Source organism: Thermopirellula anaerolimosa, from assembly GCF_054657335.1.
On sequence record NZ_BAAHYX010000005.1, the window covers coordinates 24,998 to 43,469 of the forward strand.

General features: G+C 62.3%; 9 protein-coding genes. All 9 read right to left on the reverse strand.

The features are described from left to right. Positions 1-20: 20 nt before the first annotated feature. Complete coding sequence (locus tag ACYQ6J_RS06185) at positions 21-317, reverse strand: protein-arginine deiminase family protein (protein ID WP_460183324.1); 297 nt, start codon at positions 315-317, stop codon at positions 21-23. A gap of 44 nt (positions 318-361) precedes the next feature. Next, positions 362-1,057 (reverse strand): hypothetical protein, encoded by a 696-nt coding sequence (locus ACYQ6J_RS06190; protein ID WP_460183325.1) that lies wholly within the window; start codon positions 1,055-1,057, stop codon positions 362-364. A gap of 26 nt (positions 1,058-1,083) precedes the next feature. After that, on the reverse strand, positions 1,084-1,539 hold the full coding sequence (locus ACYQ6J_RS06195) for a hypothetical protein (RefSeq protein WP_460183326.1): 456 nt from the start codon (positions 1,537-1,539) through the stop codon (positions 1,084-1,086). A gap of 927 nt (positions 1,540-2,466) precedes the next feature. Next, positions 2,467-10,266 (reverse strand): Ig-like domain-containing protein, encoded by a 7,800-nt coding sequence (locus ACYQ6J_RS06200; protein ID WP_460183327.1) that lies wholly within the window; start codon positions 10,264-10,266, stop codon positions 2,467-2,469. A gap of 1,157 nt (positions 10,267-11,423) precedes the next feature. Next, entirely contained in the window at positions 11,424-14,555 is a 3,132-nt protein-coding gene (locus ACYQ6J_RS06205; RefSeq protein WP_460182145.1) for a tetratricopeptide repeat protein, read from the reverse strand. A gap of 427 nt (positions 14,556-14,982) precedes the next feature. Continuing rightward, positions 14,983-15,915, reverse strand: coding sequence for a glycosyltransferase family 2 protein (locus ACYQ6J_RS06210; RefSeq protein ID WP_460182146.1), 933 nt, complete (start codon positions 15,913-15,915; stop codon positions 14,983-14,985). Next, positions 15,908-17,212 carry a radical SAM protein gene (locus tag ACYQ6J_RS06215; RefSeq protein WP_460182147.1) on the reverse strand — a complete coding sequence of 435 codons (1,305 nt, stop codon included), beginning with the start codon at positions 17,210-17,212 and terminating at the stop codon, positions 15,908-15,910. The genes ACYQ6J_RS06210 and ACYQ6J_RS06215 overlap by 8 nt, the downstream gene beginning before the upstream one ends. Further along, a complete protein-coding gene (locus tag ACYQ6J_RS06220; protein WP_460182148.1) occupies positions 17,209-18,258 on the reverse strand; it encodes a glycosyltransferase family 4 protein in 1,050 nt (349 codons plus the stop codon). Before ACYQ6J_RS06220 ends, ACYQ6J_RS06215 begins: the two co-directional genes overlap by 4 nt. Then, positions 18,255-18,472 (reverse strand): hypothetical protein (locus ACYQ6J_RS06225; RefSeq protein WP_460183328.1); only part of this gene is annotated, 218 nt, incomplete at its 5' end. The genes ACYQ6J_RS06220 and ACYQ6J_RS06225, both read right to left, overlap by 4 nt.

Sequence of the window (18,472 nt, forward strand, 5' to 3'; positions counted from 1 at the left end):
GCCTCCTCGACCGCCAGTCGTCAGCTGTGATCCCACCACCTATCCGCCGGAATCTCTCGCAGCACGTTCGTGCCGCAGTGGATGGAACCGGCACCGTTGTGATAGGTGCGTTCCTCGCATGATAGCACGTTCATAAACCCAACCAAACCAGCAGCCGCCTGAACGTAGTCATTGAACCAGCCTTGGCTAACGGTCGGACCATGGACGTGTGCGACGAACAACGTATCACCGTCAACCAACGAGTTGACCACATTATTGGCAAACAGCAACACACCAGGATACCACGGGCCCCATCGCCCGTAATCCCAGAAAAGCACCGCCCGGAGGATTCCGGCCGCCCTTATTGAGGCTGGGGAGCGATTTACTGGCTGGAGCCTTTTTCCCCGACGATCCTCCATTTGGAGCCGGACTGTGAACGTCGGAACACGAAGTGCATGTCATTGGCCTCAAGGTGCACCCACCAGCCGTTGTCTTTCCATACGATTCGAAGTCGCTGGGGGTGTCCAATCGCATCACTTGGCTTGCTCAACAGTTGGCAAACCGGAATATTTGTGGGGGTGTTACAAAACGGCGCGACACGCGCAATACTCTTTGCGTATGTAAGTGCCGACTGCGGGTCGACAGGAACCCCCCGAGCGGTGTTGATTTCCCAGACACGGATGCTCATGCTCCGTCTATTTACATACGCGAAGCCAAGAGTGGTTGCATCCTTTTCCAACAAGGCAAACGGGCCTACTCCAGATTCGGCCTCTGCGTCCGTGATCCATTCTCTCCATACGTGATGCATCTTTCCGGAACTCTTCTCCCAAATGGTAAGCCACAAGAAAAGGCCAGCGACGGTTACCCGCCGGGAAGCAGGTGGGACTTCATAGGCTTCATACGAGCACGGACGGGCGCACAACACCGCTCTGCGTGCGCCGTGCAGGTCTTGCTCAAACAAGACATTCTCCTTCTCTTGAGTGGCTTGTTTCCCAAAGCTCGTTGGATGGTAGCTGACGACGATGCCAACGATCGCCGCGAAACCTCCTAAGGAACCGATGAACCGAAAACGCAACATTGGATGCAGCTCCTTTCTGCCTTGGCTCAAATGACAACAAACAGTGTCTCAACGTTGGCAGGCCCCAAATCGTTTGGCTTTGCCAGCGCCACTCCGCCGATTATCGTGAAAAAGCCGTCAAGTGACGCATCCTCCCACTCCCATTGAGTGGCGTAGCTCGGACCGCCGTAAGATGGGTCGTAGTATCGCCCACCAAATCTCACGATGAAATGGTTGAAGAATGCCCCAGGCGGGTTTGGATTGCCTTGGCCTGGTACGCCGGCATTATCAACCACATCCGTTCCCACTACCCAGCTATAAGGCGATGTACCGGGCGAAGAGCCGCTACCGATAAAGCTCCAGGATTTCACGAGGAAGCCGTCGTTTCTTGGATTTGAGGCCGCATAGACGCCGATTTTGTCTGCCCCGCCGATACCCTGCGACCGAAGCGTGTCGACGAAGAACTCTGCCCATGCCCCACATTGGCCGTTTGCGTCCGCCAACAGGCCAGCCGTGTCCGTTGCTCTAGCGTTGCCGCCATCCCAGTACTTGAGAATCGTTCCATCGACACGCCGTACGCTCAGCCCTCAGCCGCCCAGCCGATCCCTTGGACATAACCCCTTACCTGTTACCCAAACCGAACTCTCATAACACTTGGTACAAAAAACGGGGGCAAGGCAGTCTACCGGAAGGAGTATGTAAGCGTGTGGGATTGTCGGGCACAGCTTGGGGATTACTTCGAGTTTTACAACCACGAGCGTCGGCATTACGGCCTGGATCGGCGACGCCGGACAATAGACTCATTTCCGTTTACGTAGAGCACCAGTGCCGTCAACGTTCCAATGAATGTCCCAGCGCTCTTCATCCGAGGCGCGCGTCCGCGTGTCCAAACACCGGAGACACGGTCGGCCAGCATGGTTTGTGAGACGACATTCGTCCATCCAGCGAGGACGATCGTCTAATCGCCAACAGACGAGGTAAACCCACGGTCCGGAATCCCTCTTCTCGTGCACCACGAGATTGAGATGCCCATCCCCGAAGGCATACAAGATGTAAAGGCGATCGTCGATGATTTCAACGTCCTTGACGGAGAAATCGGGACACAAGCCGGCCGTCGCGGGTCCGATCGTCACCATTTTCTCCCAAACAGTCTCTTTCGTTCCGTCGCGCTCAAGGACTATCCGGTAATGATATAGCGTCTCTGTATATGAGCGTTCGTCTTGAGACTCCTTGTCCTGGGCGATCAAAACACGGGTCGTGCGTTCCGCCCATTTGCTGAATTCGAGCGTGGCGGTCGATCCGTCGGACAGACGTTTCGTAAATCCCGCCGACTTCCATGGCGAGTCCGTTTCGGACCCGGTGTTAATCAATGCCAGAAGTAGACAACCAATTGCACAGTACACAGCAAGTCTCCAATTTTGTAGTGGCCATCAAAAGAACTCTGTTTGTTCGTCGCCAAGCGTATTTGGAAGCGATACAGTCCGTCCTAGGCTATCTATGTACAGTAGTGTCTCTAAGCTGGCGTCTTCCCACGCGATTAGCGTGGTGTACGCGTGCCCGTAGGATGGGTCGTAGATTCTTGTACCATAAGTAACGACCGCGTGGTCGGCGAATGTATTCGGGGGAGACGAATTCCCTTGCCCCGGGAGCGTGGGCTTAACTACGAAACCATAACCTGTGGCGTCCGGTATATCCTTCGTTTTGATTCCTCGTACAGTCGAGGTTATCCCTTGAGCCCGGAGAACGTCAAAAAAGAAGTTGCCCCAAGCACCGCATCGACCATCGCCGTTCGCGAGCAGTCCAGTCGTGGTGAACGCATCAGCCGGCGGCGGATTAACAGACGAGTATGGTCCATAGTATAGCAATTGAGTCCCGTCTACACGCACTACATTCAGGCCTGCAAAGCCTTTGGTGAAGATCGCGTCCACGACCTCTTCCTCCGTCTTTGTCGATCCCATGTCCTCCGCTGCTTGGCATCCTACGTAGAGGCAGGTCTCAAATGGGGCGGCTGCCAGCGGATCGTCCCAGGTGACGTAGGCCGTGTTGACCGAGCTGCCGACGTCGAGCCACGGGCCGCCGTCCAGCGATACCTGCCAGTTGAGCACAATCTCCGTGTTGCGGATCACGTCGGGAATCGCCTCAGGCGAGTTGAGGTTCATCGCCACGATCTGATCCCCACTGATGGTGGCCGCAGTTTCCGGCAGCGTGATTGTCTGACCGCCTATCGTACCGTTGGCCCGAACCATCACGCTGGTAACTCCCAGGTTGCCCAGTAGTCTTATGTCGACCTGTTCTACCCTCACGTGCACAGCGCCATGCGGGCCGCTCCGCGTGTAGCAGACCGGCAGGCGATGGTCGTCCGGGGCTCCTTGCAAAGTGCCATCCGGACTCGGATCGACCCATTCGACGTCGTCGTACACACCACCGGTGTCACGGGTAATGTCGTGCTTGCGAGCAGCATCGGTTGCTTCCAGGTCCACGCTGGCCAGACCGAAATCAATGACGGTAAAGACCACCGTGTCGCTGGCGAGAACCTGGCCGCTTGACCCTGACAGTTCCCAGGTGACCCACTGGCGGCCAGTGGCGATTCCCTCCACGTACACACTGCCCGGGAACGGGTCGCTGGTGGTCCCAGCCGGAATCATCCACTCGTACTGGTTGTATCCTGTACCTTGGACGGTCGCGCCGTCCGGAAGGTTCCGCAATTGGTCGCCCCAAATGCGCAGACCGTCGCTGGCAGTCAACCGAAGCGCGCAGCCGTCGAGTCCATCGTAGCTGACAAGCCCGAAGTCGAGGATCACCTGAGTCAAATCGTCGTCCGGCTGGGAATACACCAGCGGGTTGCCGGAAGCGTCCACCTCGTCCATGTCACTTTGGTTGTTACCATTGTCGTCATCGTTGTTCAGAAGGACGATCTTGCCCGGTTCATTGGCTTGATTCTCAACCTCCTCCTCATGATCGCTGCGGTTGATCGTGCCGGTGTTGTCGCTGTCGGTGTCGATGTCCACCGAGGGGATGATGGTCAGCACCGAGGTACGGTGATCCTGGACGCCGTCGGCCGGGTCGTCGTTGGGATCATTGTCGTCCGGTAGCGGCGTCCACAGGCCCGTGTTGTTCGGGTGCATGAGCACCAGGTTGCCCGACCGGTCGTCGCGGAACTCGAACGTCTCGGCAATCCCCGAGTGGGGATGCACGGCCACGATGAAGTTGTCGCCATACCGGGCATCTTCAATGGCCAGGTACGCCTTCTTCATCCAGTGGCTGTTGGGTGAGGGGCCTTCGGTGGTGAAATCGAGGCTGAAACCCGGAAGCCCGCCGCCGGCCGCTACGAGCGAGGCGGCGTTGTCGCGGATCCCGTGACCGGTATTGGCCGGTGGAGCAGACGGAACGTTCGCTACGGTGTTATCCGGATCGAACCAGACCAGGTGGACCGTGCCGACCATACCTTCAGGCACCGGAGCGCCCAGCTCGACTTTCACTCGCACCGTGTTGTGGTCGATCGGCTGCGGAACGACCGGATGCTGGGCGTAGTCGGGATAGACCAGATAACCGTCCTCGCCGGTGGTGAGCTTGGCCACGCCCGTAGTGGCATTGTAGTCAGCCACCTCGATTTCCCGCGACCAGGAAACCGGATCCCACTCCACGAGGCTTACATACGTGACCGCCACTCGAGGTTGGTCGGCGTTGTACACCACCTGGGGATTGCCCGCCTCGTCGAGCGTTGTCTGGCGGTGGAGGCCGACAGCGGCCGTGTTGAGCGTTTCGAAGTAGATGTTCTGGCCGCCGAAGGTGACAACGGGGTTTACCACTATTTCGCCCGTGGCGCTGGGAGTGCCGTAGGCCCAACGCTCGCGGCTCGAATCAACTGTTACCGAGGCGAAGGACCAATCGGCGGCGGTCACGAGGCCGTCGAACGTCGTTTGCGGCAGCCAGCGGTAGTCGTTACACTGCCACAGCAAGGCCCAATCGTCGCCGGAATCTTCCGGGGCGTCCCAGGTCGTTTCGCCCCAGGCCTGCTCCTCGACCGTGTAACCCTCCACGGCCACTACATGGACCAACACCGTCCAGGCGACCGGCAGCCCCTCGGCATCCTTGCCCACGACCGTGACGGCCGTCAGGCCGGCGGCGGTAGAGCCTTGTGGGACCGAGATCGTCAGGCTGCCGCCCTCCAGCGAGGCCGCCACCAGGGCGTCGGGCCCCTCCGGTGCCCGCAGGGCGTGGCCCGAGCCGGCCCCGCTCGGCACACTCACCGTCACCGACTGATCGCCGCTTTGATCCGTGTCGTACAGATCCAGGACCACCACCCCGGGCATCTCCGTCTTGTCGGGCCGCGGGCCGCCGGGTGGCGGCGTCGTCAAGTTGGCCAGTTCCTCGATGGCGTCCTCCAGATCTTGATTCAGCCGACCGCGGTCGCGCCAGGCTCCCCACTCGGCGAACACCGCGTTCTGGGGCAACTCGGGGGACCCGTTGCCGTGGATGGCGTTGGGCTCCCGGTAGCTGGTCAGCCCCACCGCTCGCGCCGCAGCGGGAGCCTCCGGGAGCGTGCGGAACGGGCCCAACTGCGGGCTGAGATCGGCGGCGGCAGCCAGCGGCGAGGGTGCGGTGAGCCCGCCGGTGGGTAGCCGACCGATGGTGCTATTGGCCGAAGTATCACTGGTACGACCGATGGGAACGTAGGTCTCGAAACCATACAGGCCGCCGCCGCAGCCGCACCCGCAACCTTCTCCCAGGCCGCCGTTGAGCTTGCCTGTCTGCGTGGGATAGACATAATCGAAGGCATAGGGTGAGGTATAGGTCGGCCAGCGGAAGCCGATGTAGTCAACCCACTCGTCATAAGAACTTCCGCAACCGCAACCACTGGCAGCGCCGGTTACATGGTTGTCGATTCCACCGCTGAGGGAATAATCATCGGTAGCCGAATCGTAGGACTCCGACCAGCTTCCGGTCCAGGAATAGTTGTCGCTTTCCGAACTGCCTTCTCCACACCCGCAGCCGCAACCGGAGCTTGAGTAACTGGTGGCCTTCGAACCGCCGCCACCCCCGCACCCCGACTGTTCGTAGGAGGTAAAGCGGTCCGTCCAGAGGGTGGACCAGGCCGAGTCGGAGAATGCGTGACGTTTCGTCAACTGGTTTTCCCAAGAACTGTTCTCCGACCAGGAGGCATGCTCGCTATACGAGTAGCCGCACCCGCTGTAGCTGTAATCGTCCTGGTAGTTATGTACATGAGAGCCGCTGGTAGTTTTCGTTGTCTCGGCATCGGCATCGTAATCGACCCCATCGTAATGCCAATCAACGCTGCGCGTTTGCTCCAGATGAACGTCGCCCGACTCATCGAGGGTGATCGTGCCGTAGCCGCCGGCATACGAAGTGGCGCCCGTCTGACCGTCGTAGTCGAAGTCCTTGGTGAGAGTCTGGTTTCCGTGGCCGGCCATGTCGAAGGCGATTTGGCCGTTTGCGGTGATGATGAAGCCGATCGAATGGTTATTTGTTTCAACAAGAGACTCGCTGTAGTTCTTCACGCCCTGAAGCGTGGCCAACCCTTGCCTGACATCGAACTGGTAGTTACCCGATCCTTCGATGGTGTGATCGGCATAGAACAGACCACCACCTTCCCCGGAGACGCTAGTGAATTGCCAGGCGGTCGAAGACGTACCCTGCGGTTTGGCTTCGCTGAAGGTCAAGCTGTAGAGCCACGTGTCATCACTGCTTTCGGTCTCTGTTCCGGAAAGCGTGGTGCCTCCTATAGGCGCGCCGGTCCAATCGCGCTGGCGCTGGTGGTCCACGTGCCATGTTTCCTGGATCGTCCCTGCACCGCTGCCCGAGACGGCCCACCCGGCGCTGTCCCAAATGCCCGGAGAGGGAATGCCGCCGTCGCACCCGCAGCCGCTCGACAAACTGGTGGGACCGTCGTAGATCGTTCTCGGGGCAACACTCTCGTGGCTTGCAGGTTTGGAGTAAACGAGATTGCGACTCGTTTCAAATTCCTCGGCACGAGAATAGTTGATCGTTCCATCGTACGCCGGAGAGCCTCCTCCACAACCGCAGCCACAACCACAGCCGCAGGACGCTTCAGGGGTGTAGGTGCCACATCCCGTGGAGCTGTCATCGATCGATTCACAGCCCGTCCCGCTGTAGGTGTAGTCCCAGCGGCTGTTGACCCGATCGAATTCTTCCTCGATCGTGAGTGTTCGCGCGAAGGAGCGATCCAGCGTCCGATTGGAGGATCCTTCCATCTGCTGACCGTCGTAAGTGATGTTTTCGGTTCCGGAGGTCGTTTCGCGGGCAGAGTAGTCATTCCAGAACCGCTCGATGCCGCTGCCGTCGGCGAGTTGCCAGACCTCCACCCGATCCAGGTAATAATCCTCATGGTCCAGGGTCGACTCCTCTGGTACGACGGCCCATCGCTCCCTGCGCGAAGTGGACCACCCGTCGGTCTCGTCGAATTCAATGGTCCGCTCGGTGACGCCCGGCTCGCAGCCCGAGGACGCCTGTTGGGGAGTGTCGGTCCAGCGGCGCGTGGTCATCTCCCTTGAGGCGGACTCGTCCAGCCATCCCGATTCGTGTCGCCAGAAATGGGCGGCACCGGAGCCGCACCCGCAGCCACATCCGCAGCCCGTGGTCTCCTGTACCAAGGTGAACGATATTCCGGTCTCTTGGCGGAAGCTGCTTTGATCGCTGTCTTCCCGCTGGAAGGTCACTTGACCATAACCGCAGCCACTACCTCCGAATCCGGCATAGAAATCCTCGATCTGGCCGGAAGCGCTGCTGGCGTTATCCAGCCTCAGAAGAGCCCGCTCGATGGCCGTGCCTGCCAGGATGCCCGGCTGGTTGGGATCCTCCCAGACAAAAGCGTCCCACCGGTACCAGTAGAGGCCGTCGCGCTGGGTAATCTGGCCCGACATGGGCCCCTGCGTGTACTGGCCGCTAGACGTGTCGCTGTAGTAAATCCATTCCGTATTGTATAGCACCGGAGTTACATCGGTTACCTGCCACATGCGGTCTGCGGGTTCGTAGTCGGTGATCACCGCATGGCCGCCCCCGATCCGCCCGAATTCCACGATCGAGCCGTCGATGCTCCAGCTCTGATAGTCGGCCCCGCTGCCGCTACTGCCGCTGATCGTGTAGGTCCCCGCGCCGTCATAGGACCGCCCGCTCGATTCGGCTTCGATTTCCTTGCCCGTGCCCGCCGTCAGAACCCAAACCGATTGGCCCTCGATTTCGGTCAGCGTGCGAGTACCGGCAAAGTCGTACAGTTTGAACTTGCCCTCGTACATTCCGATGATGCCGCTCACCGTCCCTCCGGTGATCGAGCGTGAGTATTCCATGTCATCCGTCGTCGTATTGACGTAGCGGTAGCCCGACTCGCTAAATTCTTCCGTGCCGCCATTGACCCACTGGCCGGAAGCATCCACCGTGGACTCCACGGTCCGGTGGGACCAATACAGCTCCACCACCCCCTCATCCCAGCAACCCTCGATGACCTCGTCGTCCTCAGGCCCGGGGCCGTTGAGAATCGTCTTGACGTAAGTGCCGGAGGCAATGTCCCCGAACTCAGTGGACTCCAAGACCTGCGTCTGGGAATAGCCGCTGCTGAGCACCCACACGTCGTCCTCGGGGTCCTCGGGGTCGCCGATGTCAAAGGTCTTCGTATACTCGTACGAGTCCTGGTAGCTGTACTGAGACGATTCACTCCATGCTCCCTGGCCGCTCCGCTCCAGCTGAATGCCGCCGGAACTCTCGAATGTGCTGATCGTATAGGTACCGCTGTGGCTACTGGTCTTGGTACTGGTCGTTTCGCCCGACAGCGTCATCGTGCCGCCGGCCAACACCCCCGACAAGAAAACCATGTGATACGCTTCCGTTTCGGTGGTTTGCGTTTGGGAAACCGTGTCGGCCCCCCAAGAGTCGATCCCGTAGGGTGCGGTACGGATGGCTTCCTCGGTGGTGGCCTGCGTGCTTCGCGTCCCAGTCCTGATGGAATCCCATACGCCGCCGCGGAGTACCGAAAATGCCGTGTACTGGTGGACCTGCGTGGTCTGACCGGTTTCACGGACGACTTTGTCAGCCTCAGGCCATGAAGCCCATGTCGCATCCTCCGCCGTCGTCAGGCCGGTGGCGGGCGACGACGCCTCGACAACCGGTCCTTCGACTGGCAGCGAGGGCGTACTCGTCAATTGGTAGTCCGCCGCAAGGATCTCACTGCCGCTCTCCTGCCGCGTGCCTTCGCAGATCCACTCGTCCTGCTCCGGCAGGAAGGAATAATCGAAGCGCGTGATCACGAACGTGGCCGAGCGTTCGGATGTCTTCTCGCCCCCCTGGAGCATCTGACCGTCCTGAGTCTCGCTGCGGGGGCTGCTGCCTACCGAATCCGTCTCCAAGACCTGGCTGTGAATCTCGAGCGCGCGGGCCGCATCGGCCGAGCCGGCGGCCTCATAAGCGACGATCGTGGAGTCGATGCTCACCGTATCCACGCGACCACTGAAGCGGGCTTCGGCGATGTCCACAGTGCCGGCAACCGCGGACGGCACGCTGCTTGTGTCCAGTGCGCGTGACGTGTAACAGTACGACACGACACCGTCCACCGCAAAGGCGTCGATCCGCGTGATTCGTTCTCCGAAATACCGGCTGCCGAGCGAGTGGAACGAATAAGAGCAGTAGACCAATTCGCTGTAGTACCAGTTGCCTTGCGCGTCCTCCGCCGAGGCCACCTCGCAACTGACGGTGATCACACCGGTTCCCTCGCCGGCATCCCTTGTCACCGCAGGCAAGCAGCCGATGGGGAAATCCCAGGAAAACGATCCCACGAAGTCCCCTTGCAGCGAAGGCACAAACATCGACGTTGGATCAACCTCCCATTGACACGCCCGCAGGATTTCTCCCCCGTCCACCGTCTTTGCGGCCGAATACGCATCGAAAACAGCCGCCCGCGAGCCCGTGGGGGCAAGTGCGCCTACTGCCGGACTTGCCCCGGGATCGAACTCGGGCAAGACGGGAATGACAACCGTGGCGATCTGCGACGCCCGCCCGTCCAGAGTGCTCACCGCGCACGTGAACTCGTCGAACCCCAGGAACCCCTTCTCGGGACGATAAGCGAAACTCCCGTCCTCCTCGAGGGTCAACGAACCGTGCCGCGGGCCGGTATCCAAGGAGACGACCAGCCGCTTCCCTTCGGTGTGATGGGCACCGTTGAGTGCGTTTCCGAGAAGCTCCGATTGCCGGTGTGGGTACATGGGGAACCAGCCGCCCGCAGGCGAAATACCGCCGGCCGTCTCACTGCCAATGGTGCGAACCGGGTCAGGTGACGTTTGAAGGAAATCGGCCGAAGCGTCAGGAGACAACTCGATGCCTCCTGGCTGGAGAAGCAGGCCATCGCCAACGGAGGGTTCGTCCGAGAGCGTAATCGAGGACATACCCCCAAGAGGTCGACCGTTACTGCGGTGTAGTGCAACGTCGGCGCCGGTTCGATCACCAATCGTCGGCGCTATTGCACCCGGGGCGGCAATCGCTGGGGGACCAGCGGGTACGCCGCCGGTTGCCGGTGACGCTCCGGCCGCAGGGGAAGAAGCTCGCTCGGGAGTCGCTGCCGACGACAGGGAAGCTGCCGGGGTAGGCCCGTCGTCGGACAAGGTCACAAGCGGGCGTGCGGAGGGCGCTATCGGCTTCGCGGCATGCCGGGCAAGCGGACTGCCGCTCGAAGTGCTGGATGCGCTCCCGGTTTCTCCACCACCCACCCCATCTGCCCGAAGAGATGGCACAAACCAAGAGCTGCCCCAGGCGGCGGCCGCCGGGACACGAAAACCCCCGCCTAGCCCCGCAGAGCCACCAAGGCCCAGGCCCGCCATCTGGACCGAAAACCCTTCACCCAATCCGAATTGCAAGGGACGGCCCACTTCGGCAGAGCCAGCCGAGACAAAGAGACTTTGCGCATCGTCAACCGCCCTGGCCGGACCGCTCCCTTGCCGGCCCTCGAAATAGGACCGCCCGTCGGCACTCGTGTCCAGCGATTTGGAACGAAAGACGGAGAGCAAGCTTCGCCGCTCGTGCGAATCCCAGGAGAACGCCTCAGCCGGTGAGGCTCGTTTGCGAGGGCCGCTCGTCGCCCCATCCGTGTCTTCGCTGTAAAGGGCCGCCCGGCCCGTGTCGTCGAACAAATCTCCCAAGAGAGCCAGCCCGACCACGCCCAACACCGACGAGCTGACGGGAATTCGCTTTTCCAGCAACTCCAGACTGAGCCGCTTCGTGCGACCCTTCGCACTCCCCGAGACGCAGCGGCGCCTTCCGGCTACCGTGCGGATGCTTCCAAGTGTCCGCATAGTCTCTGCCCTTCCTAAAAAGCAACTCGATCATCCGCTCCCAGCTAACGTTCCGACGGGCCACCGCCGGGCCGTCACGTTGCGGCGGCCATCGCGGCACCTGCCGCCGGAGTTCTCTCCATCGCACTTTCGAAGAAACGCTCGTACTGGCCGATCACCCGCTGGTCGTCGAACACCGCCTCGGCCCGCTGGCCGATCCACCGTACCAGGTGCTCGCGGTACTCCGGCTCGGTGCCGATCCTGACCGCCTTGGCCACGTACTCGTCTCCGTCCCATACCACCAATTCATCCTCCATTCCCATCCGCCGGTACAGGCCCGCGGCATAGCACTGCACGGCCAACGGCCCCGGCTGCGTGAGCACCGGGACACCCATCGAAAAGGCGTCGTAGGCCGTCAGGCAGCTGGCGTATACAGGCGTATCGAGCACCACAGTGGCCAACCGCAGCAAACGATAGTATTCCGCCACGGGCATCGCCGACCGGAAATAAACCCGCCGAAACACGACCCCCAAGTTCCCCTCCATGCGGCGGCGGAGCTTCTCCGCCAGCCGCCCGTCGGGGCCTGCCAGCAGCACGACAAACCCCCGCGGGTCTGCCTCCAGGATGTCGCGGAGAAAGAAATCGAACTGCGGGCAATATTTCGGCAGCCGGTGGGGGCAGAAGTAAAAGGCCCCCTCTCCCGGCAACCCGAAGTGGCCCCGGCCGACGTCTTGCGGCATCGGTTGCCGCGACTGGAACATGGGGAACGTCTCCAGCAGAATCAGCCTCTCGGTATAATGCTGGGCCGAATCCACCGCTTCTTCCGGGCATTCCATCCAAGGGGAAGAGATGTAGTAATCCACGGCCCGCACGCCGCTGGTGCCGTGAGAACCGCAGGAGACGCATTGAACCGGGGCCAGCCGGGCCATGGGCAGGAAATAGCTCCAGGGATCGGGGCCGACCTTCCAGTGGTAAATGATGTGACACCGTGTCTCCCGGACGGCCTCCACCGCCTGATCGAACCGCCGGGGAAAACTCACGTAGCGGACATCGTCGCGGGCGATTGCGGCTCGAAACCGGCCCACTGCCCCCTCCGCGCAGAAGATCGCCACTTCAAAGCGGTGGTCCAGCCCGGCGACGATCTTCGACATGCCGCGCAAGAAACCCCCTTCGTGCCCGGCGGTGACCAGGAAACCGACGCGGATCTTACGCCCCCCGCCCGGCTGCAAAGCCCGCTGAGGGAATGCCGGCTCGAACCGCGCCGAGAACAGCTCCTTGATCTCCCGGCAACAGCGCCCCAGATGCGGCAGGTTGAACGAAGGGGTGTAACCATCGAAAGGGAGCACCCGCCAATCCAAAGAAACCTTCTCTTCGAGGGCTTCGAGCAAGCCTTCCTGAAGCCCCTGCCAGTACTGCTCGATATCCTCTTCGCAATCAAAGACCGTCGGGCACACCCCCAGGTACTTCCACCTCCAGATCGCCCGCTCCGGACACAGCAAGGCGGCCCTGCGGTAGGTCTCCTTGGCTGCCTCGACCTCTTCCAGCTTGGCATGGACCGCGCCTAGGGCCAGATGAAGCTGTACATCCTCGGGCCGGCGGGCAATCGCCTCCTGGAACGCATCCTTTGCCGCCTCGAACTGGTTGGCTGCCGCCAGCGTCTCCGCCAGCCGCTTGTGGCCGCCGGGGTACTCCGGGGCAAGCTCCAATCCGCGACGATACTGCGCCACCGCCTCGGCGGCACGCCCACAGGCCTGATAGAAGTCGCCGAGCCAGAAAGTCGCGTCCGCATGGTGCGGGTTCAAAGCCAGGGCGCTTCGCAAGGAGCGTTCGACAAGCTGGGGCGCGAGATGCAGAAGGTACTGCACATGGCCCAGATTGGCCCAGGCGTCGGCATAGTCTTGATTCCTTTGCAGGGCCCGATGAAACGCCGCTTCCGCCTGCCGATACTCTCCCACTTCCTTGAGCAAGGCCCCGTAGTTGTTCCAGTAAACCGCCTTGCTGTCGCAAAGGGTCAGCGACCGTTCCAGTTGCTGCCGCGCAGCCGGATAGTCTCGCCGCACAAGACTGATGACCCCCAGAAAATGCCAGGCCCCGGCGTGATTCGGCTCATGATCCAATATCCGCCGATAGGTCCGTTCAGCAGTCTCCAGATCGCCCCGCTGATGGGCGCCAAGCGCCTCTTGGAAAGCTCGCTCAGTTTGGTCGGCTGATGCCTCCTTCGGCACCTCTTGGCGAAAGCCTTGAGGACTGCCCGCCGTTGGCTTGGCGTATCCCAACCTTTCCGCCAATGGTTCCACCCATTGGGCGATCGCCTCGTAATACGGGGCGGCCAGTTCTTCATCGGGAATCGGCCACCCGCCGGGGTTGCTGGCCAGGGCATCCCGTGACAGTTGGACCCCCAGGTACTCCTCTAATTCCCCGAGCGCAACTGCGCCGCCAATCAAATCCTCGTAACGCACAAAGTGCGCCCCAAGTTCCTCCGCGTGCTCCAGGAAACCCGCGGTGAGTTCCGCCCAGTTCCGGGCAAAATGTTCGGGCGTCACAGGACGATCCGGCCAGCGGTGAAACCAACGCACGCCGCGCCTCTGGCTGATCGTCCAATACGAGCGAAAGGCGTGATAGGGGTTGCGCGTGAGGAAGACCAACTTCGCCGGGGGAAAGAGCCAGCGGAAGAAAAAGGCGTGATCGGCCGACAGCCGCACCGTCTTCATCCCCCAGCGGGCAAATCCCGCCTCCGCGGCCGGTTGGGCAAACAGCCTCTCGAAGAAACCCACATAAGCCCGCACCAGGTCTTCCGGCGACGGATATAGGTTCTCGATCGGCCCGCACGTCCGCTCGACTCGCCCTTGTCCGCGAAAGAAAAAGGATTCCTCCGGCCAGAAACCGGTGATCCTTCGAAACAGGTCGGGCACCGAATCCAGAAGACCTCCTTGACCGAAGGGCTCACCCCAGATCAGACAATCGCCGGAGAGCATCCTCTGCAGAAGAGTTGATCCGGTACGCCACCCCGCAGCCATCAGAAAAATGGGCGACTGGTGGCTCGGACTTCTCGCCCCGGGCCAGCGCCGCTGGAAGGCCTCTACCCCTGCCCGCAATGTCGGGACCCTCGATATGCCCTCCTGATGTGCCCCTCCACCGCGAGACGCTCCCTCCTGGGCCGCTTCCCCGGCCCGGTGCGGGCCGTGGCGGCTGCGTTGTGCCGTCAGGTCGGGTACGCTGCTGCCCATCGTCCCCTTCCCCACACTTTTTGGCCATATGGCTGGCGCGGAAATTCCTCCGCCCTGGGCACCCGAGTGGCCGCAGTACGGTTCAGCGCGGGCGCCAACACCGCCAGCGAATATTCCCGTATTCCGGGATTGCGCCGTCTAGTCTAAGTCTGTGTGTGTGTGTTGTCAAGTACCCCCTCCAAGATTTTTTCGCCTACCGGCTCACATCCCTCGTGCCGGCCGGTCGGCAGTGGGGGATGATACCCAACCAGAGCTGACATTTTGACGGGCATCTGTCACGGGGTTGTGCGGATTGCCCCCTACGCTTTGGAGTCGATCGAGTCGGCGGGGTAGCGGGAGATGGACGGACGACAGTGGCCCAGATGCTTCGGCCGACGCGAGCAGAACGCCTGGGGAATCCTGCGAGCGGCCGCCTCGAGGGCTGTACTTACGACGCCGTTGCCTGGGGCGGCGTTGCCCTCAGCGCCAGTCCGTCCCAGCAGGCCGACCACCGCGGCGTGACGCAGGAGATGGGGGCGATGGTCTCCTCGCCTCGCCGCTCGTAGCCGTCCTTGCCGAGGGCCGAGATGTGCCGGGCGCCGGGGTAGGTGTGCCAGCGGTAGATGTAGGAAGGAAGGGAAAGGCAAGAAACGTCACCGCCGTCAGGGGAAGGCGCTGTATCGCTGGCCACGGGGGAAACTGGGGCTTGATGGGAAGAGGAAGCTTGGGAGCGTGGTTGTACTGGCTTTGCACTGGGAGTGGTGGCAAGCTCGGTCAGTCCGGATGGGGTAACCAGCTCACTCGGTGATACTGGTTTGAAGCCGGCCTTCTTCAGTCGCCCGGCAAGGGCCTGGTCCTGACCGGATTGCATGGCGGGATAGCCCCCTACGGCCAGAAATGCTTCGCGGGTGAAGCCCCACGAACCGTGGAACAGCCCGCCGGTCGTCTTACGCTGCAAGTGCGTGCGGCGGTCGATCCAGACCTCCGCGGGCCGCGACCAGGAGATACCGGCCGCGAAGACCTGCGCCATCGTCTCCAGGTGCCAGGGCAGATAAATGTCGTCATCGTCCCACACGGCGTAGGCGTCCACATCGGGTGACACCAGAGCCGCTGAGGCGTTCCGCTTCTCACCCAGTGTGCGGAAGCGGTGCCGGGTGGTGACGAGCTTCACCCCGGGCAAATGGTCGCAGGCCGCCGGGTCGTACTGCCCGGCGTCGTCGAGGATGACGAGCTCTCGCAGCTCGGCCGGGTAGGTCTGACGCAAGAACGACTCGACCGCCTCGGCCAGCTGGGCCGGCCGGTTGAACGTCGCGCACAAGCAGGCGATCTTCATCGGGGCTTGGGGCATGGGACTTGGGGCCTGGGGGCGGATACTAACCAAGCCACGGTTGCACCTTCCGGTTGCCGATGCAGGCCCGGCAGTACCGGTCCATCTTTTGTCGCAGGGGCAGCAGCGCTTCGATGAACCCCGGCTGGAGCCGGCATCGCGGCGTCTCGTGGATCGGCGTCCCCAGGGCCATCGGAATGGCCGGCGAGTTGCAGCAGGTATAGACGTGCCAGTCATACACCGAGTATCCGGGCCCCACGCAGTCAGCCGGCAGGGTTTCTTCGCCGCGCGGCCCCATAGGCAAGGCCCAATGCTTGCGGGAATCCACCACGCGGACCTTTGATCCATAACGGGCTCGGAACGCCTGGACCGCCTGGCCGTTCCAGGTATAAGCCGAGACGCGGAACTCGCGGACATACGGAGCAGCCAAGTCCGCCCGATCAAGCGCCAGGCCGTTGGTGAAAAGCTGAATCGGACCCAACTTGGCCTCGGCCAGCCGCCGCAGGCCTTCGGCCAGATGCGACCAGAGGAGGGTCTCGCCGCCAGCCAGGATGACCTTCTGGAAAGCCGGGTAACTCGACTGGCGCACGGCGTCGATGAGCGCGTCGATCTCTTCCAGCGTCATCTCGTAGTCTGGTGCGAACTGCATGAGTGAACGCTGGCTGCACCGTGGGCAGGCGCCCTGACAGCGTGCCGTGGGCCAAAGGAAAAGGGTGTGTTGGGCCTTGGCTAGCGGCAGCCGGCCGGCCAGGTAGTTTCGCGGCGGCGGGGCGGCGCCGATCTGCCGATTCTCTTTCGCGTGCTGGAGGTTCCGTCCGCGATACTCGTGGTCCACGTGCACCAGCGGCCAATCGGTCACTTTGAGCGTCTCGATGCGGTGTTCCTTGCGGCGAAGGGCCAGCACATCGTCTTCGCTGCCCCAGGTGGTGATCCGCTCATCCCAGCCGCCCACTAGAAGCCAATCGGCGGTGGTCATGCCCACGAAGGCCCCGGTGCCCCAAGGCCAAGGGTTGGTGGCTTTCCACTCGTCCCAGCGGTATCGGCCGTCGAAGGCGGGTATCCTGCGCACCAGAGTCCACACGGCTTGCCCATCGCGGATGTTCTCGGCCGCGTGTTCGACAAGGCCCGGCGGAACCAGGCAGTCCACGTCAAGGCAGATGATCTTGTCACAGTAGGGCAGCAGGGCCAGGATGGCCTGATTGCGGGCGGCCGAGCGGCTGAATTGGCCTTCGCAGGCCGTTTGCACATGGACGCGATACGGCACAGTGATCCGGGCGTCGGCCAGCGACTGGTAGCAGCGACGTACGATCTCGGGCTTGATTCCAACCGCAGCAATGGCGATGCCGATCATGCAGCCTTGCTCCATGCAGTGCCCAGGGAATCGAAAAGCCGCTGCCAGCCGGCCAGGATGGTTTCCGGGTCAGCCAGGCGCTCGACGTGTGCCCGGGCGGCCTCGGCCATAGTGAGCCGCCGCCGCTCGTCGTAGGCCAGGTGGGCCGTGTAGTAGGCCAACTCCTGGTCGCCATTGCACAAGAAGCCGGTCACGCCGTGACGGACCATCTCCCGCCAGCCCCACTGGTTCTGAGTGACGATGGGCACGCCGGCGGCCATCGCCTCGAGGCCCACGCGGGGCCAATTCTCCCGGGCACCGCCGTTGATGCACAGCATGGCGTGGCAGCGGCCCAGGAACTCTTGCGTGGGAATTTCCTGGGGTTTGAGGCATGTCGCCCAGGACGGCGGCTTGCCGAGCTTCCCGGCCAGCCGCTCGGTCCAGCCCATCACCAGGGCCTTGCGATGGGCATAGGGAATCGCCGCGTAGATGGGCCACGTATTACTGGACCACTTGTCGAGGTCCGGCCGGGCCAGCCGGCCGATGACGAACTCCGTGTTCGGTCGATGCTGCCGCGGGCAGAACGGAAACTCGCCCAGGTCGAACGCCCCGCGAATCAGATGGCCTTGCTCAGGCCGGTAGCCGATTCTTGCAAGCTCTGGTTCGAGCATCGAGCGCTGGAACTGGCTTTGGAACACGTAGGCGTCGGCAGGGCCGTGCTCCTGCGCGGCCCGCCGCTCGTCGGGAAACAGGAACGTCATGCAGTTGACCCACACCACGCGGCAGCCCAGTTTGCGGAGCCGGCCGTAGACGCCCCAGAGATTCCCGTTGCACATGGCCACCACGACCGAGCCGGCCAGCCTGGGGACCTTTTCCAGGTCGGCAGCCGGCACGTGGTGGGTCACGGCGCCGATTGCATCCAACCGCCCGCGCCACCGCTCGTCGCGCCCCCAGGTGGGAATCAGGTGCACGTCCCAGCCTGCCTGGCGCCAAAGCTTCACCGTGTGCCAGCATTCGGTGTTCGCCCCGCCCATGCCACCGGGATAACCGAGAATGAAGAGCGTCATCCTTGGAAAACCTCCTCGATCCACCTGGGCGGCCTCAAGGGGCATCGCTCGGTCGCCATCTTGATCTTGTTGGCCAGGGCCGAGCCGCCTGGCCGCACGTGGCACCCGCACAGCCGGCAGGTCTGCCGCTTGGCGTCGAAGCGTTCGCACGGCCGGCAGAGGGTGTCGAAGATCTCTCGCACGCGCTCGTCGCTCCGCACCGGCCGACCGGCGG